The 23,394-nt window shown below is 38.8% G+C and carries 22 protein-coding genes and 1 pseudogene; 14 read left to right on the top strand and 9 right to left on the bottom strand.

The genetic code is table 11. The features are described 5' to 3' along the window. The first annotated feature begins 226 nt into the window (after window positions 1-226). On the top strand, window positions 227-565 hold the full coding sequence (locus WAX74_RS09950) for a DUF6054 family protein (protein ID WP_336497506.1): 339 nt from the start codon (window positions 227-229) through the stop codon (window positions 563-565). A 52-nt stretch (window positions 566-617) separates the two neighbouring features. Here the strand turns inward: WAX74_RS09950 and WAX74_RS09945 are convergent, their stop codons facing one another. The 5 genes from WAX74_RS09945 to WAX74_RS09925 all read right to left on the bottom strand — a co-directional run bounded on the left by WAX74_RS09945 (window position 618) and on the right by WAX74_RS09925 (window position 5,761). Beyond that, on the bottom strand, window positions 618-1,574 hold the full coding sequence (locus WAX74_RS09945) for a DMT family transporter (protein WP_336497505.1): 957 nt from the start codon (window positions 1,572-1,574) through the stop codon (window positions 618-620). 12 nt (window positions 1,575-1,586) lie between these two features. Continuing rightward, window positions 1,587-2,813, bottom strand: a complete 1,227-nt coding sequence (pepT, locus tag WAX74_RS09940; protein ID WP_336497504.1) for a peptidase T — start codon at window positions 2,811-2,813, stop codon at window positions 1,587-1,589. 36 nt (window positions 2,814-2,849) lie between these two features. Next, on the bottom strand, window positions 2,850-3,503 hold the full coding sequence (locus tag WAX74_RS09935) for a lysoplasmalogenase (RefSeq protein ID WP_336497503.1): 654 nt from the start codon (window positions 3,501-3,503) through the stop codon (window positions 2,850-2,852). A gap of 118 nt (window positions 3,504-3,621) precedes the next feature. Next, window positions 3,622-4,029, bottom strand: a complete 408-nt coding sequence (locus tag WAX74_RS09930) for an RDD family protein (RefSeq protein ID WP_336497502.1) — start codon at window positions 4,027-4,029, stop codon at window positions 3,622-3,624. 34 nt (window positions 4,030-4,063) lie between these two features. Then, window positions 4,064-5,761 (bottom strand): M3 family oligoendopeptidase, encoded by a 1,698-nt coding sequence (locus tag WAX74_RS09925; RefSeq protein ID WP_336497501.1) that lies wholly within the window; start codon window positions 5,759-5,761, stop codon window positions 4,064-4,066. 162 nt (window positions 5,762-5,923) lie between these two features. On the opposite strand from WAX74_RS09925, the gene WAX74_RS09920 reads away from it, so the two are divergent. From WAX74_RS09920 to WAX74_RS09860, 13 genes are all read left to right on the top strand, one after another. Then, entirely contained in the window at window positions 5,924-6,679 is a 756-nt protein-coding gene (locus tag WAX74_RS09920) for a DUF2087 domain-containing protein (protein ID WP_336497515.1), read from the top strand. An 18-nt stretch (window positions 6,680-6,697) separates the two neighbouring features. After that, window positions 6,698-7,051 carry a GIY-YIG nuclease family protein gene (locus tag WAX74_RS09915; protein WP_336497499.1) on the top strand — a complete coding sequence of 118 codons (354 nt, stop codon included), beginning with the start codon at window positions 6,698-6,700 and terminating at the stop codon, window positions 7,049-7,051. 578 nt (window positions 7,052-7,629) lie between these two features. Continuing rightward, window positions 7,630-8,691, top strand: a complete 1,062-nt coding sequence (locus tag WAX74_RS09910) for a phosphotriesterase family protein (protein WP_336497498.1) — start codon at window positions 7,630-7,632, stop codon at window positions 8,689-8,691. Between the two features lie 83 nt (window positions 8,692-8,774). Further along, window positions 8,775-9,770, top strand: a complete 996-nt coding sequence (locus WAX74_RS09905) for a phosphotriesterase family protein (protein WP_336497496.1) — start codon at window positions 8,775-8,777, stop codon at window positions 9,768-9,770. A gap of 100 nt (window positions 9,771-9,870) precedes the next feature. Next, entirely contained in the window at window positions 9,871-11,034 is a 1,164-nt protein-coding gene (locus tag WAX74_RS09900; protein ID WP_336497495.1) for a thiolase domain-containing protein, read from the top strand. A gap of 3 nt (window positions 11,035-11,037) precedes the next feature. Next, window positions 11,038-11,451: a Zn-ribbon domain-containing OB-fold protein gene (locus tag WAX74_RS09895; RefSeq protein WP_336497494.1), complete on the top strand. Its 414-nt coding sequence runs from the start codon at window positions 11,038-11,040 to the stop codon at window positions 11,449-11,451. 229 nt (window positions 11,452-11,680) lie between these two features. Next, window positions 11,681-13,390: a CocE/NonD family hydrolase gene (locus WAX74_RS09890; RefSeq protein ID WP_336497493.1), complete on the top strand. Its 1,710-nt coding sequence runs from the start codon at window positions 11,681-11,683 to the stop codon at window positions 13,388-13,390. 93 nt (window positions 13,391-13,483) lie between these two features. Next, on the top strand, window positions 13,484-14,437 hold the full coding sequence (locus WAX74_RS09885) for an MBL fold metallo-hydrolase (RefSeq protein WP_336497492.1): 954 nt from the start codon (window positions 13,484-13,486) through the stop codon (window positions 14,435-14,437). Between the two features lie 18 nt (window positions 14,438-14,455). Continuing rightward, window positions 14,456-15,142 (top strand): 3-oxoacid CoA-transferase subunit A, encoded by a 687-nt coding sequence (locus WAX74_RS09880; RefSeq protein ID WP_413788947.1) that lies wholly within the window; start codon window positions 14,456-14,458, stop codon window positions 15,140-15,142. Then, window positions 15,135-15,821, top strand: a complete 687-nt coding sequence (locus WAX74_RS09875) for a 3-oxoacid CoA-transferase subunit B (RefSeq protein ID WP_336497489.1) — start codon at window positions 15,135-15,137, stop codon at window positions 15,819-15,821. The genes WAX74_RS09880 and WAX74_RS09875 overlap by 8 nt, the downstream gene beginning before the upstream one ends. Next, a complete protein-coding gene (locus tag WAX74_RS09870) occupies window positions 15,818-16,573 on the top strand; it encodes a GntR family transcriptional regulator (RefSeq protein WP_336497488.1) in 756 nt (251 codons plus the stop codon). Before WAX74_RS09875 ends, WAX74_RS09870 begins: the two co-directional genes overlap by 4 nt. Window positions 16,574-16,643: 70 nt before the next feature. Next, on the top strand, window positions 16,644-17,741 hold the full coding sequence (locus WAX74_RS09865; RefSeq protein WP_336497487.1) for an FAD-dependent oxidoreductase: 1,098 nt from the start codon (window positions 16,644-16,646) through the stop codon (window positions 17,739-17,741). 182 nt (window positions 17,742-17,923) lie between these two features. Then, on the top strand, window positions 17,924-18,850 hold the full coding sequence (locus tag WAX74_RS09860) for an alpha/beta hydrolase (RefSeq protein ID WP_336497486.1): 927 nt from the start codon (window positions 17,924-17,926) through the stop codon (window positions 18,848-18,850). A 123-nt stretch (window positions 18,851-18,973) separates the two neighbouring features. On the opposite strand, the pseudogene WAX74_RS09855 reads toward WAX74_RS09860, so the two are convergent. From WAX74_RS09855 to WAX74_RS09840, 4 genes and pseudogenes are all read right to left on the bottom strand, one after another. Then, window positions 18,974-20,105 (bottom strand): annotated as a pseudogene (locus WAX74_RS09855) (NADH-dependent flavin oxidoreductase). A 55-nt stretch (window positions 20,106-20,160) separates the two neighbouring features. Beyond that, on the bottom strand, window positions 20,161-20,703 hold the full coding sequence (locus tag WAX74_RS09850; protein WP_336497485.1) for an NADPH-dependent FMN reductase: 543 nt from the start codon (window positions 20,701-20,703) through the stop codon (window positions 20,161-20,163). A gap of 17 nt (window positions 20,704-20,720) precedes the next feature. After that, window positions 20,721-21,485, bottom strand: a complete 765-nt coding sequence (locus WAX74_RS09845; protein WP_336497484.1) for an IclR family transcriptional regulator — start codon at window positions 21,483-21,485, stop codon at window positions 20,721-20,723. Between the two features lie 248 nt (window positions 21,486-21,733). After that, window positions 21,734-22,993, bottom strand: coding sequence for an MFS transporter (locus WAX74_RS09840; RefSeq protein ID WP_336497483.1), 1,260 nt, complete (start codon window positions 22,991-22,993; stop codon window positions 21,734-21,736). Window positions 22,994-23,394: the final 401 nt, after the last annotated feature.

Raw genomic sequence — 23,394 nt, 5'->3', positions numbered from 1 at the left:
AAATTTCGTTAGGGCTTTTCGGCATGCATAAATTTGATTTGGGAGTGGTACCCCTCCCAAATCAAACCAATAATTTAATAATCAAGCCTAAAAAAAGACTTGACTGGAGGTAAGAAAGCGTCCGCCTGGAACGGAAATCAACGAGGCCTAGTCAAAAATCGAGTATGGCATAGAAACTTTTCACTCAATCAATCGTAAATAAAGTATAAGAAGAGGGGGGAGAGAAATGGACGTTCGTGAGTTTTATGTATCCTTGTCACCTAAAGAGGCATTAGACATTCTGGAAGAATCTTTAATAAAGGGGAGTATCTCCGGGGCCGTTGTGGATGTTTATGAGCGATTAATAGGAGAGCATCAAGTAGTTGTATGTGTTCTAGAAAAATATTATATGCGTACAAGTAATCGTACTTCATTAACGGTTACAATTGATAATTTAGAGAGTAATACAAAGGTGCACGCAGCTGCATCAGGTGGAGGAGAAGGAGTGTTTTTTAGATTTGATTGGGGAGCTGGGGATAATTTTGTTGGTAGTGTGGAAAAGGTGCTTGAAAATTATAAAGTATAAGGGCAAAAAAATTGCAGGGGTATGAAGTAATATTATTCATAACCCTGCATTTTTATTTTGACTTTAGAACGAGCAGTTTTGAATTTAAAATCTTCGTATAGTAGCTATGTAAAAACATTCCTAAAATAATAATAGCGAGTCCAATTAGGGCAATTGGTGCAGGTAAAGGAACATGAAGTAACCACATTTCACCGATAATAACGAAAATAATTTCCGTTGATTGAGTTGCTTCTACTGCCGCAAGTTTGCCTTGATGGTCACGAGCACGGTCAGTTGCCATAAAAAATAATATTGTGGCAATCACACCTGAGCTGACCGCTACGATAAGCGATTGAAAAACCTGGTCCATTGATGGTAGTCCAACCGTAAATATTGCGTAAATTGATAATAAAATCCAAGCAGGCATCGATGCGATTGTCATCCCTAAAACGCGCTGAAAGGTATCTAATCTACCATCTAAATGGTCCATCATTTTTCGATTACCTAGTGGATAAGCAAATGCAGCCACGATAACAGGTAATACCCCTAAAAGAAACATGCTGATCTGAAAAGATTCCGTATTTGGTATTTGAATTAAGATAATTCCTATTAATATAATGAGAGAAATAAAAAGAGAAACAATTGGTATCTTTTGTTTAATCAGCTCACCATCTATTTTTAAAGTAAATAATGGTGCAAGGAGAACACCAGCAATTATCGTAAATTGCCACATGCCTGATATTAACCAACCGGGTCCATAAGCTGCCGCAAAGGTTAGAGGTGCGTAAAATAATACGAACCCCACAAAGCTCCAAATGAGCCAAGTAGATGGAGAAGCTTTCACTTCCTTAAATGTTGTGGAAATCCCTTTTCGATAACCGACGATAATCAATAAGAAAGGCACCATGAAAAAGTATCGGAGGGAGGAGCTCCAAAGCCAACTCCCACCCGAAATTTCCATCGAACGATTTAGTATAAAGGTTACGGCAAAAAATAAAGATGCTAGAACACCTAATAATATTTCACGCACTGGAACACCTACTTAAGCTTGTTTTTCGAATAATTGAATGATTCCTTTTAGAACCTCGGTTGATTTCTCCATTACATCTACCGAAATGAATTCGTATTTACCATGGTAGTTTTCTCCTCCAGTAAAAACGTTTGGAGTTGGCATTCCCATGTAAGAAAGTTGAGAACCATCTGTCCCTCCACGAACTGGAATAATTAGAGGGTCGATATTTAGTGAAATCATTACTTCTTTTGCAACATCTACGATTTCCATTACAGGTGAAATTTTTTCTCCCATATTGTAGTACTGATCGCTTAATTCCACCGAAATAGCGCCTTCACCGTATTCAGCTTTGATTTTCTCGGCAGTATCTAAAAACAACTGCTTTTTCGATTCGAATTTTTCTCGGTCATGGTCACGGATGATATAGCTGAGCTCTGTTTTCTCAACGTCTCCATTAAAGTTCATCAAATGAATAAATCCTTCATATCCTTCTGTTTTTTCGGGCACTTCATCTACTGGCATATGAGATTGGAACTTAGTTGCGATCGTAATGGAATTCACCATTTTTCCTTTTGCAGAGCCAGGATGAACACTCGTACCATTCGTTATGACTTTTGCTCCAGCTGCATTAAAACTCTCAAATTGCAATTCACCAAGTGGACCTCCGTCCATTGTATATGCAAATTTTGCTCCGAATTTCTCTACATCGAATTTATGTGGTCCACGGCCAATTTCTTCATCAGGAGTAAACGCAACACGAATCTTTCCGTGTTTCACTTCTGGATTTTGGATGAAATATTCCATTGCTGTCATGATAATCGCAATCCCAGCTTTATCATCCGCACCTAAAAGCGTCGTACCATCTGTAGTAAGCAAAGTATGTCCTACATAGTTTTTAAGTTCAGGAAAATCTTTGACTGTCATAATAGTGTCTTCATTCAATTTAATATCTGTTCCGTCATAGTCATCAATACGTTGAGGATTAACATTTTTACCAGTGTAATCAGTGGCTGTATCCACGTGAGCTAAAAACCCAATTGTTGGAATTTCCTTATCTGTATTGGAAGGTAATGAAGCAAATAAATAACCGTTTTCATCTAAAGTAATTTCTTCTAACCCAATCTCAGCTAATTCTTTTTCAAGTATATGGAGCAGATCCCATTGCCCTTCCGTTGAAGGGCAGCTTGTGCTTGATGCACTAGATTGTGTGTCTATTTTTGCATAACGAGTTAAACGCTCGATTAATGTTTCTTTCATGAGAATAAATCCCCTTTCCAAATTTAAAACATATATTTATTTTAGCAGATTCTTTCGAGATGCGGAATAATGAGCATATATGCTATAAGCAAATAAAAACTGAGCTCCATAATAGGAAATCATTATAAGAGCATCTGAAAAAGGAACAGATGCGATAAATCGATTAATAGCTAGTACAGAGTCCGAAAAGATAAATAAAATAGCGCCAATAATCGCGAATTTATTACCTGTTTGAAAAGCATTCCAACCCATTAATAAAATAACAACAATATAAACTACAACAGCAATAGCTAAAATTGATTCTCCTTCTGACCAAAGTGTCCCTGCTATCCATACTACCATTGCAATTCCATAAGCAATTAGAAGAACTGCTACCCACTTTGGAATAGTCGATGATTTAATATGGCGGAATGCAAAAATATACCAAATGTGACCAATCAAAAAAGTAATAAGTCCAGCAATAAACCAATAGATTAAACCGTCCGCCCACATGCAGATGAATAGCCCTATCATGATTAGCAATTTATATCTTTTTGAATCACCAGAAGGTTGAATAAATGCAAAAACTATTATCAACAGCATCGGAATTATTTTAAATACCATTTTAATTCCTATAGGTTCTTCAGGAATAAAGAAAATATACGTAATTCCCATTATTGCTATTAATACTTCTAAAATTTTTCTCCACATAAAAATACATACACCCCTATACTATAGATTCGTTTATTTCAATAAATATCCTGCCCTATTGTACTTGTTAAAAAATATAAAAAGAACAAGCATCTCAGCAGATGCTTGTTCATAAATGTCATTCCTCAGGAGGGTTACTTGTTACATAAGTTCCAGCGATAAAATCATGGATTGCACGCTTATCTTCACGTAAGCCTACCATAAAAGCACTAACAATCAGACCTATTCCTAATGTGACTACATATACGAAACCTGCTACAATAACACGCATAAGCATTGTTCCAAAGCCTAGTTTGGTCCCATCTAATTTGACGATACGAATGCCTAATATTCTTTTGCCTACTGTGTATCCAGTCCACATTACTGGAACAACGAGAGAGTATAAAAGATTTCCTAAGCTAGTGATTGGTGATTCCTGCCAATGCCCGATAAGAAGAAAGCTAATAATAGACAATGGAATACCTATTATTATTGAGTCTAATAAACTTGCTCCTAGTCGTGCCCAAAAACCAACCGGATTCAACATGTTGCAACTCCTTTTTTATTTATTTTCCTATTAACTACAAAGCGGCGTCATCAACACTATCTAAATACTTCTCAATCGTGCCAATAACTGACTCCACGCAACCTTCTTCAAATGGAGAGATTAAATTTGCTTCAGCTACTAATTTAGTGAAAGATTTCGAACCACCTAGCTGGCAAAGGTGTAAATAATCCTTCCAAGCTGCTTCGTGATCTTCTCTTGAACGCTTCCAGAACTGGAACGCACAAATTTGAGCCAATGTGTAGTCAATATAATAAAACGGACTTGCATAAATATGACCTTGGCGTTGCCAGAAAGCCCCCGCTTCCAAGTAAGTATTTCCGTCATAGTCACGGTGAGGTAAATAGATTTCCTCAATCTTTTTCCAAGCGTCTTTACGTTCTTGAGGTGTCATTTCAGGATTTTCATATACGACATGCTGAAATTCGTCAACTGCAACCCCATACGGCAAGAATAGAAGGCCGCCGCTCAAATGTGCAAATTTATATTTTTCTGTTTGCTCTTTAAAGAATAATTCCATCCATGGCCATGTGAAAAATTCCATACTCATCGAGTGGATTTCACAAGACTCAAAAGTAGGCCATACATACTCAGGTATACCAATATTCCGGCTTGTAAACACTTGAAATGCGTGACCAGCCTCATGTGTCAACACATCGATGTCTCCGGAGGTTCCATTAAAGTTTGAGAAAATATAGGGAGATTCATAGTTATCAATAAACGTACAATAGCCTCCAGATTCTTTCCCTTTTTTCGCTACTAAGTCCATTAAATCACGGTCAATCATGAATTGGAAAAACTCTGCTGTCTCAGGAGATAACTCATCGTACATTTTCTTCCCGTTTTCAACAATCCATTCTGGAGAGCCTTGTGGATTTGCATTACCAGATAGGAAATTTAGTGATTCATCGTAATACTTCAGTTTATCAAACCCTATCCGCTTTGCTTGGCGCTCATATAACTTAGTTGCAACCGGTACGATAAAGTCACGAACTTGGTCACGGAATTTTTTCACCATTTCCGCATTATAATCGATACGATTCATACGGATATAACCTAGCTCCACAAAATTTTTATACCCTAGTTTCGTTGCAATTTCATGGCGAACTTTTACAAGCTGATCATAAATGTCATCAAACTTCTCTTCATGTTCTTTGAAGAAGCCAAATCTTGCTTCCGTTGCATTCTTGCGCACTTCTCTGTCGGTTGATTCGCCGTATGGGCCAAGCTGGGCAAGTGTTAGTGTTTCGCCGTTAAATTCAACTTGTGCGGAAGCAACAAGCTTAGAATAGTCAGAAGCCAATTTATTTTCTTTCTGCATAAGTGAAATTACTTCTGCAGAAAATGCTTTAATTTGAAAATCAGCAAGATCAAATAATTGGCTACCCCATTTTTCTTCTAATTCTTTACGGAATGGAGAAGCAACTAGTGCTTTGTAATATTCTGTAATTAATTCTTCTACTTCTGGGCTTTTTTCATCGAAAAAATCACGCTCTTTTTGATAAAACTCATCATTCGTATCAATGGATGCACGAATATAAACTAAATTTGCCTGTGTTGAAAAATCATTACGAAGTGCATTTAGTTCTTCAATTGCAATACTTTGTTCTTCTACGGAAGAAGCCTGTCTAAACTTTGTTAACGCTTCATTAAACTTTGTTTTGTCTTCGTCTAAATTTGGTCGTTTGTACTCATAGTCCTTAAAAGTAACCATTAATATTCTCCTCCTGTACGTTCTTTCGAAAATCGAAAGGTCTCATTCCCATTGTTCATTATTTTCAGATTAATTGCAACATTAATTTTTATTTGAAATTTAATAGACAATATATTAATATGTCTATAATATGATAAATAATTTAAGGAAGTGTTTGTGAAAATGGAAATATCCGATTTATTTTGGGAAGCAAGTCCAGAGCAACTGAAAGCGGGTTATGTTGAAGAGAAAGAAGTATATGTTTGCTTGTTATGTGGTGAAAAAGTAGAAAAGGGAATTATTTACCCGGAAGATACTGTTTTGTATGAAGCAGAACGTTATATGAAAAACCATATTGAAAAGGAACATGGATCTGTTTTTCATTATTTAATTGGATTAAATAAAAAACTTACAGGGTTGACAGACCATCAAAATAGCTTACTTCGACTATTTTACGAGGGTAAAAATGATGCAGAAATACAGGCAGAATTAAGTATTGGTAGTGCTTCTACTATTCGTAACCACCGATTTGTATTGAAAGAAAAAGAACGCCAAGCAAAAATCTTTCTAACGATGATGGAATTGTTAAAGGAAAGGGACGGTCATGCACCATCCTTTTTGCCGCTTCATAAGAATGCAACTATGGTAGACGAAAGATATAACATAACTAAAGAAGAGCAAGAAGAGGTAGAAAAGAAATTTTTCCCTGAAGGTATCAACGGACCTCTAATTAAGTTTCCTAAAAAAGAAAAACAAAAACTGGCAACACTTAGGGTTATCATAAAACGTTTTGACAAAGAACGAGTATATAAAGAAAAAGAAATTAATGAGGTACTAAAAAATGTATATGCTGACTTTGTCACATTAAGACGTTACTTAATTGAATATGGATTTTTAGATAGAAAAGATGACGGCAGCGAGTACTGGGTAAAAAAATAACGGAGAGGATGAGAAAAGTTGGATCGCAAAACAGAATTGAAACAAGCATATAAAGAAGTAAAGATTGAAGGTGGAATCTACGTAATAACGAATAAACAAAATGCTAAAAAATTCGTTGGATCTACAAGAAACTTCAAAACGATAAATGGCACCAAGTTTACTTTAGAAACTGGTACACATACAAATCGAATACTTCAAGAAGAATGGAAACAATTTGGCAATGGTGCGTTTGAATTTGAACAAGTAGAGATACTGAAAATATCTGAGAATCAATATGTAGACGAAAAGAAAGAACTAGAAAAGCTTTTAAACAAATGGATGGACAAATTACAACCATATGGCTTGAAAGGGTATCATACGAAAAAAGAGTGACAAGAAAACCTTCTGTATAAAAGGAGGGAACTGAAAAACTTTTCAATGTATCTCTTAGCGAGTATGTGAACGACATTTCGTTCACATACTCGCTTTTTGTCTGTTTCCCGTTATCTCCTTTCAAGGCGGACGTTTTCCGTCGGCATGGCTTCAGCCGCCTGGAACGAAAATCAACTATTGTATGCTTACATTATGCCTTTCTTCTATCTAAAAAAATCATTTTCCTGTATAAATGGCCGAAATGCAATACCGCTCATTATGGAAAAAAGTAGCCTCTCAATCCCAGTATTTCAAACCTTTTTGATTATCCAGTCATATAACTCAACCAATCTTCCATCTATTCAAAAAAGTCAGAAAAAACGATTGACTTTGGTATAACAATATTATAATATCTCATTAGAAACATAGAGTTTACATCGTTGTGTCTAGTAGGAAAGAAAGCGGTTACAGTGGGGTTCTGTATTTGAGTCGGAAATGCTAATCGAGATTGTGCTATACAACGATTCCCTTGTGTACTTAAACATCGCCTTCAAGAAATTAAAAGGTAAAAACTATTAAAATGATAGGAGTTTTTAACAATGCTAGATAATTTAAAAGAAAAAAATTCAGGCGTTGTTCGTACGGTTTTAGGACCAGTGCCTACTCAAGAACTTGGTGTTGTACTTATTCACGAGACACTTCTTTCTGTAATGCCTGGGGCAGAGTTTGCACCAGAGATTAACATGGATAAGAGTGAAATTTTTGAGATATTAAAACGTCAACTAATGGATTACCGTCGACTTGGAGGGAAAACGATTGTTGATCGCAGTGGTATGTTCCATGGTCGAGATGTTGAACTTTATCGAACGCTTTCAAGAACAACAGGTGTACATATCATTGCGTCAACGGGATTAGGGCCTGAGCCAATGTTAGGTGGGTACTTTATGACACCTCAAAAAAATCCACCTACACCTTGGTCAGCTGAACAATTTTCTGGTCTTTTCACAAAAGAAGTAACGGAAGGGATTGTTATACCACGTGTTGAACGTTCGAGTTCAGCTGGTTTAGTAACATCCATCGCATCTAGAACAGGAATGACACAAGTAGAAACAGGTCTATTTCGCGGTTCTGCACTTACAGCGCTTTTAACAGGAATACCTGTATCAGTACAATACGGTGCAGATGCTGTAAATGATTTAGAGGTTTTATTAAGTGAAGGTATTGCTCCGAATCGTGTCATTATTGGAGGGCTAGATCGCTTAGAGGCAGTAGAAAGTAAAGCATTCTTCGAAATTGCTGAGCGCGGAGCATATGTTGGGATAGACCATGTAGGTTGGTCATCAAATGAAGGTTATGTGAATGATATAGAACGTGCTGAGTTAGTCGCTGAATTATTTGAAGCTGGGCATGGTGAACGAGTATTAATTTCTAGCAATACGGTTGGTGTTGCCAAAGGGCATGAAGCAAAAGAACTTGGTGTGGATCACTTATTGACATCATTCGTACCACAACTCCGTAAAGCAGGATTAACAGAAAAACAAATTCGCGTTTTACTTCAAGAAAACCCACAAAGAGTACTAACATTGGATCCTTCAGCAGAGCTAAAGATCTCAGGTTGGAACTATGAATGGGATAAATTATTTCAACCTGTTACTTATTAAGGGGTACGGATACTAAGTGATTATAAATAATGAAAGCCTGCCGCTGGTAGTGCTACAAAAAAAGTAAGTAAGGAGTGATAAACATGGGAAAAATTAATACTGTATTAGGCCCAATTCCAACAGAAGATTTGGGAATCGTAGCAATGCATGAGCACATTGGATTTGGTCTTCCTGGATGTGACTTAGATACACAATGGTGGAAAAAACCTGAAGAAGCATTTGAGGTTACATTACAAAAGTTACGCCGCTTCCGTGAGCATGGAGGAAAAACATTTGTTGACTGTACAGGGATTGGAAATGGCCGTGATATCGAGTATTTCCAAGTACTTTCACGCAGAACCGGAGTTCACATTGTTGCAGTTACAGGATTTGTAGCAGCTGATTCAGCTCTACCATATTTCCGTAACAAATCAGTCGAGTATCTTACAGGTTTACTTGTTCATGAAATAACAGTAGGTATTGATGGTACAGACGCAAAAGCTGGTGCTATAAAAGTAGGAGTCAGCCGTGGTGGTAAATTAAATGAATTAGATAAACGTATTTATCGTGCAGCTGCACGTGCAGCATTAAAAACAGGTGCTCCAATTATTACACATTTATGCGTAGATGCTGAGACGGCAATTGACATTTTCAATGAAGAGGGCTTACCACTTGATCGTATTCTTTTCGGGCATGCGGATGATGGAGGATATCTAGATGAGACCCGAGATTCTAAAATTGCAGAGCTAGGTGGTTATGTAGGCTTCGACACAATCGGCTATGACAGTGAGGTAGAGAATGCACCATATTGGTCACGACCACGTCAAGACCGTGTTGAACATTTCCTACGCTTCCTTGATAAGGGATATTTAAACCGTGCAGTTGTTTCTGCAGATGCAAACTGCTGTGCGTTAGGATGGCCAGGGTTAAAAGGGCATTCAGTAAACTATCTATTTGAAGAATTTTTTCCAGATCTTCGTAAAGCTGGTGTTGGTGAAGAAGTATTTGAGCAGCTATTAGTTCATACCCCTGCCAAAATTTTAACAATGCAAGAACCTCGTTTAGTTGGAGTTAAAGAAGCGGTAGCATTATCTGAATAAAGTGAAGTAGACTTCTAAATCTAGAAGTCTACAAAATATTTTTTAGATTTGGTGTTGGCTAAGCAGCATTTCAAGAAATATAAAAAGGGGGTTTAGCCAGATGAGTATTAAAGGGATGGCTTATATTGCTGGTGTCTTCGAACACCCAACGCGCAAGGCTGAGAATAAGTCCGTCGCAGCCTTACATGCTGAATGTGCTAAAGGTGCGTTGGAAGACGCAGGGCTCACTTTCGAGGATGTAGATGGCTATTTTTGTGCAGGTGACGCTCCAGGCGGTGCCTTATCTATAGTCGATTACCTTGGACTCAATGTACGCCATGTAGATTCTACAGAAATTGGTGGTTCATCGTACATTGCCCACGTTTCACATGCTGCGCAAGCTATTGCTTCAGGCAAATGTAATGTAGCATTGATTACAATGGCAGGACGTCCACGTTCAGAAGGCAGAAGTGGTGTCAAACAGAAGATTGTTGGTGCAAATGTTCCTGATGCACCCTTTGAACTTCCTTACGGCCCGACTGCAGTGAATGAGTACGCAATGGCTACAATGCGTCATATGCATGAATTTGGTACGACGAGTGAACAGTTAGCATGGGTCAAAGTCGCAGCTTCACATCATGCTCAATATAATCCAAATGCGATGCTACGTGATTTGGTGACAGTCGAAGACGTACTTTCTTCTCCGATGATTGCTGATCCGTTACGCCGATTGGATTGCTGTGTTGTAAGTGACGGTGGTGGTGCATTAGTTGTGGTGAAACCTGAGATTGCTAAAAGCTTAAAACGCCCACTTGTGCGAGTTCTGGGTAGTGGCGAAGCGCCTAAAGGATTATTAGGGGGTAAAGTGGATCTCACGTATACAGGAGCTATTTGGTCAGGACCTAGAGCTTTCGAGGAGGCAGGAATAACTCCTCAAGATATAAAATATGCCTCCATTTATGATAGCTTCACTATTACCGTGTTAATGCAGCTTGAGGATTTAGGTTTTTGTAAGAAGGGCGAAGGTGGTAAGTTTGTCGCTGATGGGAATCTGATTTCAGGCATTGGCAAGATTCCTATCAATACAGACGGTGGCGGTTTAAATAATAATCACCCAGCAAGCCGAGGAGGCATCGTCAAAGTAATCGAGGCTGTTCGACAGCTGCGTGAAGAAGCACAATCCCAAGTTCAGGTGAAAAATTGTAATCTTGCGTTAGCTCACGGTACAGGTGGCGGATTAGCAAGCCGTCATGGTAGTGCAACTCTAATCTTGGAGAGGGTGTAGATCATGGTAACTACGAATCAATCAAGAACGATGGCAATCCCTGAGATTCATCCTGAACATAAAGCCTATTGGGAGGCTGCTGCAGAAGGAGCGCTATTGATTAAGCAGTGTGATTCTTGTGGTGAGTATCATTATTATCCACGCGTGCTATGCCCGAGTTGCATGAGTGAAAAAACAACATGGATTGAAGCTAAGGGTACAGGAAGTATCTATACATATAGTGTTATGCGACGAGGTGAACCATATGTGATCGCGTTCGTTGAGCTTGATGAAGGACCGAAAATGATGACGAATATTGTTGACTGTGACCCCGATACGGTGTACATCAATCAAAGAGTAAAAGTAGTATTCAAGCAAAGTGGTGAACAAGATAATGCAGGACCTTTTGTTCCATGTTTCACACCAATCGAGGAATAATAGGGCGTGTATAGAAGGATTAATCAATTACGCCTTGGCGTAATTGTGTCCAGATTTTGATTCGAGCTTGCTCGATTAACTCCTTTCAAAATCTGTGACATCCGCCGGAGGCTTTATCTTTGTTCAGCGGGTGTTTGGACACCTGCTGAACAGGAACAAAACCGCATTCATCTCGCCACCTATTGAGGTGGGAGTCTCTGCTGAATAAAGATAAAAGGAGCGGATTCAAATGATTATCACTAAAGACGAACGCATTAAAATGAGTGACGGTGTGCGTATCGCTGCAGATATTTACCGTCCTGAAGGCACAGAAAAAGTACCGGCATTACTTGCTCTTAGTCCATACGGTAAAGAATTACAAGCGCAAGCACTAACATTACCTCCACAAGCACGTCCAAGTCATCTTTGGAACGGAGCAATTGAAGCTGGGGATATTCATGAAGTAGTATCGCGAGGTTATGCGCATATTATCGCAGATGTACGTGGTACAGGTGGCTCTGAAGGGCAAATGTGCGGTAACTATAACTCTGGTGGTCATGGCGATGGTAAAGACATTTACGACCTAGTGGAATGGCTAGCAGAGCAAGATTGGTGCGATGGCAACATTGGGATGATTGGTATTTCATACTTTGCGTCTGTTCAAATTTTAGGAGCAGCGGAGCAGCCGCCACACTTAAAGGCGATTTTTGCAAACGGTGGTCATTTCGATCTTTATGAACTTTGTTATCACGGAGGAATTATGTGGTTAATGCCACGTGCTTCCCGTGAAGGACGCGGTGGCGATAGCGGTAACGCATTCAATAACGTAGCAAGTAAGAGCTCAAAAGTATTCACGACAGAAGAGCTTAAACAAAAAACGCAAGAACGTTTAAATGATCCAGATATCGCACACTGGTCAGATTTTGTTCATCTTTTACATTATCAAGATCGTCATGAATTGTGGATGGATTACTTACTAAATCCACTTGATGGCGAGTTCTGGCAAAAAGATTCTGCAATAGAAGTAGCACATAAAGTAACAATCCCAACTTACTTCCAAGCAAAATGGGGACGCGGTTGGAACGTTGAAGGCACAATCGAAGGCTTCCACAAAGTATCAGGTATTAAAAAACTCGATATCCAAGCGCTTCCACCGATGTTAGAGCGCCCATTCCATGAAAACCATGACGAAATGTTTCGTTGGTATGATTACTGGTTAAAAGGTATCGATACAGGCATTATGGATGAACCAGCAGTTCAGTTTTCTGTAGAGGGTTCTTACAAATGGCGTGGAGAGGATCAATGGCCATTGCCATATGAAGAAAAGAAAGAGTTCTACCTACGTCCACGTCACAAAATTAGCGAGAAACCAGAGCCATTAACATCAAAATATGCACATCCAGATGGATTTTACCAAGCTCCATTAACAGTGACAACCAAATCTGAAACAATTAAATGGACTAGTGACAAATTCATAGAGTCTGTAGAAATGACAGGTACAGGGGCATTATATATCCACGCGGAAATCGACACGGATGACACCAACTTCATCGCGAAGCTTTATGACGTAGATCCGAGTGGTAAACGCACTTTAATGACTTCAGGTTATTTAAAAGCATCCCATCGTGAATTAAATGAGGAAAAATCCACTTACGGTGAGCCATGGCATCCACATAATCGAGTGGTACCAGTACTACCTGGTGAAATCATCGAGTATGCAATTCGCTTATATCCATTCTCTTTCTTAATTAAGCCAGGTCATCGTATTGAGCTAGAACTTGCGTGTAACGAACCACTTGATGGAGAAGACGCAAAACTATTACCGCCAGATAGCTACCACTTACCAAGTGGCCGTGCGACAATGCACAAAATCTATCGCGACAAAGATCACCAATCTCGTTTAGTTTTACCAGTCATTCCGAAAGAGTTCAACATTCAGAACAAACGGAGTACAAAATAATCGCGTACTTCAATGGGTAGAATCTTTTAAAATGCCATAGGTCTCCTCGATTAGAGGTATTGTAGTACCAACTTAATTAGAGGAGTGAAGCAAATGGAAAATCCAGTACGTGTTATTCCGATTGAATGTAAATTTGGCCCAGTCTCTGCATTTGCTTATTATGTGGACGCGCAAGAACCGGCAATCATTGATACAGGCGTTAATGTATCTGCTGCGCAAGACATTGAACCAATTCTAGCCGAACACGGAATACGAATTGAGGATATTTGCTGGATTCTATTAACACATGGTCATGTGGATCATCTCGGTGGTGCTTATGCAGTATGGGAAAAGACAGGACGACGCGCAAAAGTGGTAATACCGGAAAAAGAAGCTCGATTATTACGAGATCGTAATGAACAAATTGTTGATTACAAAGCACTACAAGGGAAATACATTACTGATCCAGCAATACAAGAAAAGCATATTGCCATGTTAACATCCGATATCGGTGACAATATAGAACCAGAACTTGAAGTGAAAGATGGCGATCACATCAGCCTTGGTGGTGCCGTATCGTTAACCGTTGTTGAAACACCGGGACACTCAATTGGATCAGTAACATTTGTAATGGATGGTCTGGATTGGGCATTCGCGGCGGATGCGGTACAAATGTATGGTGGGCTAAGTGGCTTACCTACGATTGAAAATCCGAGGCTATACCGTGAAAGTGTACATCGTTTGTTGAAAGATGTTTGTCCAAGTCGATTGTACTTAGGCCATCCATTCCGCAATATCAATGGCGAATTGCAAAGTGCACAAATAACCGGTGAAGAAGTAGCATCTGTTCTGCAAGCAAGCCTTGATATGGATGCGAAGTTGGTTGACATTGTGCAGCGACATCTCTCAGGAGATACACAATCCAACGAAAGCAACAGCTTATATGGGCCGTTTGAATCTATTGCAGCTGAGATTGGCTATACAGGGGATCCAAGGAACTTACCTTGCTCATTTTTTGTCACAATGCACGGTTATCAAGAAGAGCTGAATGGTACACAAAGTAAATGAGAGGAGGAACATCTAATGATCCAGAAAAAATATGAAAATGTAGCACAATCCATTGCTGATATGCAGGACGGAGCAACGCTACTTGTAGGAGGATTTGGGGGAAGTGGACTACCGTTAAATCTCATCGCAGCCCTCACAGAGCTAGGCACGAAGGATCTGACGGTTGTATCAAATAATATAGGTGCTGTTAGTGATGGTGTGGCATCGCTGATTAGCAACAACCAAGTAAAGAAGATTATTTGCTCTTTCCCAGTAGGTCCTCATGCTGACGATTTAGTTGAGCGACTTCAGAAAGGTACGATTGAGTTAGAAATTGTCCCTCAAGGAACATTAGCGGAGCGTATCCGTGCAGGTGGTGCAGGAATTCCAGCATTTTACACGCCAACCGCAGTGCAAACAGAGCTTGGGGAAGGGAAGGAAACACGTAATTTTAATGGCCGTGATTACCTTTTAGAACATGCCATTGTAGGCGATTATGCTTTTGTTAGAGCGCATCGTGCAGATCGTTGGGGAAACCTTGTTTATCGCAAAACACAACGTAACTTTAACCCTGTAATGGCGACAGCGGCAAAAATTACAATTGCTGAGGTTGACGAAATTGTAGAAATTGGGCAAATCGATCCAGAAACGATTGTTACACCGAGCGTCTACGTACATCGATTAGTGCAATTGGAAAGCGAAGGGAAGGTATTGGTAAATGAGTAAAGATCAAGAGCAAATTGGATGGTCAATGCCAGAACTAGCTTCACGAGTAGCTTTAGACTTAGAAGATGGCTGGTTCGTAAATCTTGGTATTGGTTTACCTACACTTGTAGCTGATTACATTCCTGAAGGAAAAGAAATCATTTTACACAGTGAAAATGGACTTCTGGGATTAGGACCAAAACCAGAATCCGGCGAAGAGGATTGGGATCTTGTAAATGCAGGGAAAGAGCCAATTACACTAAGACCGGGTGGCTCATTCTTCTCGCAATCAGAATCCTTTGCTATGATTCGTGGTGGTCACCTTGACGCAGCGATACTTGGCGCATTCCAAGTATCACAATATGGTGACTTAGCAAGTTGGAAGCTTCCAAACGCTACCCTTGGTCGTGTTGGCGGTGCAATGGACCTTACTGCTGGTAGTAAGCGTGTTTTCCTCTTTATGCAACATACAAGTAAGCAAGGACCAAAAATTGTAGAGGAATGCACTTATCCACTAACGACACCTCGTTGTGTAGATCGAATTTATACAAATCTTGCAATTATCGACGTAACAGATGCTGGACTTGTTGTCTTAGAACTTGCTCCTAGTGTTACGTTTGAATACGTACAAGAACATACGGCGGCCACGCTTAAGCTACATGCTAGCTTACAAAAAGAGACGATTGGAGTAAAGCAATGACTAAACATGCACTAAAACTTACGATTGATCGCCAATCAGCGGTGCCTCTTTATAAACAAATTAAGGAAATATTGATTAAAGAGCTACAGGCTGCAGCTGGTGAAACGGGTCGCCCATTCAGCACGGAGCATGAGCTTGTGGAGCGGTTCCATGTTAGTCGGGCACCTGTTCGCCAGGCACTGAAGGAGCTTGCCAATGAGGGGTACGTTTACCGAGAGCGAGCGAAGGGCACCTTTCCTGTCCAGGAAATGCCCGTAAGACCTCCAGGGCTAGAGTTAGGAGGACTAGTTGGTTTTCTTCGCGATCAGGGGATGGATTGCAAGTCGAAAATATTAAGTGTTGATTGGGTATTACCTACAGAGAATCTGTGTGAAATACTTCGTATTGAGCCGAATGACAAAGCTTTGAGAATTTCTCGTTTAATCATGCTTAAAGGGAAACCACTCGTATGGGCGCAGACTTATCTGCTTGTACCAGAGGATTTCCAACCGGGTAAACGAGAGCTTGAAGAAGCAGAGAGTGTCTTTGTGCTTCTTGAGAGAGAACAAGGTATCCTCATTTCTCGAGGAGATCATCAAATTTATGCCTCTGGAGCAAGCCAAATGGTAGCAGAGGTTTTAGATATTAAAGACAGTGAGCCTGTTCTTATAACGGAAACCAAGTTGTACACACGTAATGATCGCCTCATAGGATGGAGAAAGGCTGTCCATATTGCAGATGATTACAAGTTATCTTTTTCAGTGAATCGCTGAGATGGTTCACAATTTGGGGTGTATGAATAAAAAATGTTTGTTAAAAAAACACATTTAGGGGGAAATGTTCATGAAATCAAAAGCTGAATTAAGAATTGCAATTATTGGTGGAGGCATTGGGGGCGCATCAGCTGCAGTAGCATTAAAGGCGAAAGGAATTCGTGCAGATGTGTATGAGCAAGCATCATCTATGAAGGAAGTTGGAGCAGGGATTGGGATTCGGCCGCCAAGCGTGAGATGCTTTAAGGAATGGGGTCTTTACGAAGCGTTGGAAAAAGTAACGACACAAAGTGACCACATGGAAATTATTGCTGGAGATGATCATGTGCTGATAAAAGAAGCATGGCCGGTATTAACCGATGACAAAACAGAAGCTTACGCTCGTTTGGTTCACCGTGCAGATCTATTAGAAACAATTGTGTCGGGTATTCCAGAAGATCAAATTCATTTAAATCATCGCTGCGAGAAAATTACCGACCATGGAGATTATGCAGAAGTCACGTTTGAAAATGGAACAACAATTGAAGCAGATCTTGTCATTGCAGCAGATGGTATTCGTTCAACAGTCCGTAATCAGGTTATAGGGCATGTGGAACCGGTATATTCAGGCTATCTTGCACACCGGGTATTAATTGACTTTGACGATGCACTTGGTTTGGCTTCAAAGGAAAATATTTTACGAATTTATGTAGATGGTGATAACTCTTTTTATTTATTGCCATTAGAGCATCGTAATCAAGTATCCGTAGATATTACAGTACCAGGTGAATTTGCATGGAAACCAGAATTAACAAAAGAAGAGATTTTAGCGAGCATTACAGGTTTCGGTCCAACACTTCAAAAATTAGTAGAGAATATCGCATTTGAAGACATTGTGACTCGTCCATTATGTGATTTAGAACCAATTAATAAATGGAGTACGAAATCAGTAACGTTACTTGGTGATTCAGCTCACGCTATGCTCCACAATCAAGGGCAAGGGGCAAACATGGCCATGCAAGATGCGGAGGTATTAGCAAAAGCAATACTGGAAGCGGATACAATTGCTGAAGCACTACAAAACTATGAAACAAAACGTAAACCAATTACGAAGCTTTATCAAGAATTATCTCGTCTATTCCCATCAGATCAAGCAGAAACTGCATTCCCGGAAAAAGCTCACTTCTAAGTTTGCTAAAAACAAAAGCGCAAGCGCCTATGTTTGACCCCGAGGGGCAACAATCTTCTGCGACGAGCTGTGCGCAGGAGTAAGGCGCTGGAGTCTGGACGGCGAATCACTAGTAGAAAGGTATCCACATGTCATATATTTAATAATTTCTAACGAATAAAAAAATAAGGAGGTTCTACTAGATGCCTATACATCCTGAGATAAAAAAGATATTAGATTTCATTCCTAAATCAGATACAAAACAAAAGGTGATTCCAGAAGAGCATCGAAAAATGTTTGATGCACCTTCTTTACCAGTAGAACAACGTGAACAGGTATATCAAGTGGAAGACAAAAAGATTTCAACGCCTGATGAAGAACTGACCATTCGCATTTATACACCTAAAGAAGCGGATGCTTACCCAGTATTAATGTACTTCCATGGCGGTGCCTTCTTCTCAGGAAACTTAGAAAGTCATGATGATGTAGCACGTTCCCTATGTGCAGCATCCGGCTATAAAGTCATTGCAGTTGATTTTCGCCTTGCTCCTGAACATCCATTTCCTGCTGCTTTAGAAGATAGCTATAATGTCACGAAATGGGTAACAGAGCATAAGGATGAATTAAAATGGGATGGGAAGAACCTCGCTCTTTCAGGCGATAGCTCTGGTGGAAACTTAGTTGCTGCCGTTTCTCTAATGGCCCGCGATAAAAAGGAATTTACAATTACAAAGCAGATTTTATTCTATCCATCTTTAGACCTTGACTTCAGTGAATTCCGTTACCCATCATTAGTGGAAAATGGTACAGGATATTTCGTGGAAAGTGATCAATTAGCTGAACTTAATAGCTTCTATCTATTAGGCGATATTGATACAGATAATCCGCTTGTGTCACCAATTCGAGAAGAAAATTTAGAAAATCTCCCAGAAGCACTTATTATCACAGCTGAATATGACCCATTTAGAGATGAAGGAGAATTATTTGGTGAGAATTTAAAGAAATCTGGTGTACGTGTTGAAACAAAACGATATGAAGGTGTTACGCATGGTTTCTTAGGAAAATGGACACATCTTGATGAATATAAAGACGTTTACAAACTTACTGGTGATTTTTTAAATTATAAGTAAGGAATTTTCAAGTCTTACTAAAATTTGAGATGGAAAGGTTCATAGTATTTTACGGAAGTGGTAAACGTGACATTGTGTTTGATCACTTCCGTTTTATTACTACTTTTCGTAAAACAAATTCATTTACCGTTCTACAGGAAACCAACCTTCGATTTCTAAAATTAATTTCCATAAAGGAGTTGGAATCACAGCCTGGTATTTATCATGCTTTTTTAATTGAAGTGAAATAGTATCCGCTTCGTTTTTTTCTACTTTTTCAACCCAATGCGGATCGACAATTAGTGCTCGTCCAATCGCCACAAAGTCTGTTGCACCTTTTTCTAATACAAGTGCTGCATCATCAGGAGTATGAACACTCCCCACACCAATGAGTGGTACACGTTTATTAATATATTCAGCAATACACTCAGTACGTGATTTTTCACTGACGATCCCTCTACGTGGTTTTGCCCAAGCGTCCGTTGTTGCAATATGAAGATAATCAATATCTGAATCGATTTAATTCGTCGATTAAAGAAAAGGTTTCCTTCATTGTAATACCAGGTGTTTCTGGCTCTTCTGGTGAAAAACGATAGCCAATTAAAAATGGTTTTGTTGCATATTCTTCAATTACCTTTTTTACTTCGGCGATTAGTTTTAAAGAGAATAGTCTAGGATTTTGAAATTCATCTGTTCTATGGTTAGAATGTGGGGAAACAAATTGCTGAATTAAATATCCACTTGCTCCATGTAACTCAACACCATCAAATCCTGCTTCAATAGCCCTGCGTGTTGCTTCCCCAAAATCAGTAATAATTCCATATACTTCTTCCGTCGTTAATGCTCTTGGTGCTTGAGTAATGCTATAAAATCCACGATCTTCAAGAGGGGCAATGGCGCTAGCGCTAACTGTTTCTTCATTTGGAATAAGTCTTGGGACAGATAAACGACCGCCATGATAAAGTTGAACAACACCTTTCGCTCCACCAGAATGAATAGCCTTTGCCAATTGAGCTAACCCTTTAATCGTTCCATCATGATCTATGCCCATTTGACCATCGAATCCTTTTCCACTTTTTGAAACATATACACATGCTGTTATAATTGTGCCAACACCATTTGCACGCTCTCTGTAATAATCAAGTTCTTCTTGTGATACATAGTCGTTCTCATCAGCGGAAAAGGTAGTCATCGGAGCCATCATGAGACGATTTTTCACATGGACACCACTTTTAAATGTATAATCTTGAAATAAATTTTGATAGTCGGCTTTCATTGTAATCTCCTTTTAAAAAAACACCTCTTCAAGTAAGGGAAGAGGTGTGATATTTTTATACGTATTGTTTCATCCATTCTTGGAAGTTTGAAATGACAGAGTCTAAGAAATTAATAGTCGATTCGTCTGTTAAGTTACCTTCTGCGTCAAACTTCTCATGTACTGCACCTACATATACTTCATTCATTGGTAATAATGGTGAGTTTAAGCCGCTCGCAAATAGTATATCTCGTAAATGCATTTGTGCTTTAACTGATCCTAAAATACCCATTGATGAGCCCATAATAATAGATGGTTTACCGTTCATTACTTTTTCTACTCGGCTCAACCAGTCTATCGCATTTCCTAACACACCCGGAATAGTTGAATTGTATTCAGGTGTTACCCAAAGAACTGCATCTGCTGCTTTAACTTTTGCTTTAAAATCAAGAACTTCTTGTGGCGCATCTAGTTCGATATCTTGGTTGTACATAGGTAAGATAGATAAGTCTAAAATTTCTAAATCAAATTGCTCTGCATACCTTTTTTGAACATGTTTTGCTAGTTGTAAATTATATGATTCTTTTCGAATACTTCCTACGATTGCTACTACTTTCATGTGAATACCTCCAAAGATTAATGAATATTGACTAGAGTTTCTATTTCTTTCGTAATGGCCTTGCTTCCTGTATTAAGTTTAGAAACAATCTGTTTTATATTGCTTCGAGAAATTTGTTCAGCAGGTGCTGCAATTGCTAATGCAGCAATCACTTCATTATTACGAAACACGGGTACTGCTATACACCTAGTGCCAATGTTTCGCTCCTCATCATCAAAAGCAAAGCCATCTTGATGTATCGCTTTTAAATGATACCGAAATAGTTGTGAGTCTTGAAACGTATTTTTCGTTGCACGTTCAAGTGACATTTTATCGAGTAAAGACGCTAACGGTTCTTCAGCTAAATTGGCAAGAATAACTTTACCTAAAGCGGAAAGATGTAGTTTTGAACGATTTCCAATTTCTGTGTCTGCTGACTCTCGAAATGGGGCGTGTAAAATTTGTGTCATGACTAAGTCTGTACCGTCTACTTTGCCTATATATGTACTCATCTGTAAATTATTCGCTGCTTGAAAAATGGAACGTAACGAAGTCCAATCCATAGCGGAACGTTTTTCAAAACTTTCACAAAACATTTTGTGGTTAATAAAATACTGAGTATGAATTTTATATATGTAACCCATTTCTTCTAAAGTTGTTAATAAACGAAACGCTGTAGACTTACTTAGGTCATGTTCGTCCATCACTTCTCTTAAAGTAATACCTTGATGATTCTTTACCAATTCTAAAATTCGAAGTCCTTTTTTAAGCGTCGAAACTTCATTCTTAGCTATTTTGCTCACCTCACTCAGTCTTCTGTAAGTATAAATGCTTTATCTTTAAGACTCAAAATAAAGAGACTGAGTTTCATTATTTGAAACTCAGTGCCTTGCTCCCGAAGAAAAGAGAGGCTGGTTGTGACGTTAGTCACGACCAGCCTCTCGAAAAAAATCAATCATTATAGCTATATGAACAATTCAGTCCAAAGCCCTTCGGAAACGATACAAAACAGATTTTGTACTTAGAGGGTGCTTCTGCTTTTATTTATAAATTAAGATTGTACTGAAACACTAGTGTTAACTAATGGTTCCTGCGTTTTATTAACTTTAGATGGTGCCGTTTCTTTAAAGAATAACGTGAACACGAATGCGAGAACACCTGCGGCAGCAGCAACATATAGCGGTGTTTGAATACCATACATGTCTGCTAAAGCACCATTTACCATTGGATTTAAAAATCCACCGATTAACTCGCCAATACCGATTGTTAAACCTATTGCAAGACCTGAGTATTGTAATGGAGCAGACTCCACTGGGATAACTGACATCGACATACCGATAACACCTGAACCAGCTGAACCGATGAATAAAAGAACCATCATTAATGGAATTGAATCAACAAATACTATACTCAGTGGTACGAGAATTAATAACAAACCAGAAAGTGCAGAAGCTGGTTTACGACCAGTACGCTCTGAAAGAGTTGGGATTAAGAAGCCGAAGATTGCATAACCAACCCCGAACGAAGCCATTACTAAACTCATTGTTGTACTAGATAAACCTTTTGCTTGTACTAAATAGGTTGGTGCAAAAATTTGGAAAGCCATTAGTGTCGTCATAACTAAGCTGAAAACAATAATTGATAGCCAAATATTACGGTGTTTAAGAACGTCTTTAACTTTAACTTTTTCAGTCGATTTTGTAGCATGCATAGCATGGTATTTCGTTGGATCTGGATTTTTAACCCCTTTTAAAATCGCAAAGCTTAAAAGAATCCCTGGAATAATCGTTAAATAGAATGCAGTATGCCAGTCAAATTGAGTTGCTAATGCAACGATTAATATAGGTGCTAAAATGCTTCCGAATAATGCGTTACTTGTGTTCATCGTAAAACCTAAGTTAAATCCTTTACGACGCTCCGAAGATTCCATTGCTAAAATCGATTGTGTTTGCGGAATCAGTGGACCTTCTACAATACCCATTAATAGACGTAGTACAAATAACATACCGAATGTTTGTGCTAAACCATGTAATAATGAAACAACAGAGAATGCGAGTACTAAAATTGATAACATTACTTTCTTACTCTTAACTTTATCTGAGATGAATCCTCCCAGTGGACCGGAAACTGACCAAGTTAACGCAAGAGCTGCGCCAAGTAAACCTAATTGCGTATAGTTTAGTCCTAAATCTACAGAAATCATTGGAAATAGGTAGTTGATTGCTAAACGATCAAAAAATACAAACCCTATTACAAAGAAGAAGATTATTGTTAACTTGTTTTCATAATTCCAAAATTTCTTTTTTTCCATTAATAAAAACACCCTTCCTAAAATCACGTATTGTTATAGCAATTAAATAAAACATAAATCACAGTGAAACCGAGTTGAAACAGTTGGAATTCAAGACTTAATGAGGAATTCTAATCATCTATAGAAAAGCTATAAATATTATTTCCACATTAAAAATCCAAGATAAAGGAAATAATCAAAGTCTTAAAATTAAAAACGGAATATTAAGAATATTTATCGCGATTTTATTTCTTTAGCCACAAAGATGTTAATATTTCCAATGGATAAATACGTTTTTTTTCAATTGCTATAGGTATAAATAATATTTTATAAGTGCTACATACTATCACTTACATTAGTCTCCCTTTTCCATCACCTCCTAAAAGTAATAAAACGCTTACAATTTTTCGGCGAACAAACTT

Source organism: Psychrobacillus mangrovi (genome assembly GCF_037104765.1).
GTDB lineage: Bacteria > Bacillota > Bacilli > Bacillales_A > Planococcaceae > Psychrobacillus > Psychrobacillus mangrovi.
This window is presented reverse-complemented; position numbering and strand designations above follow the sequence as displayed.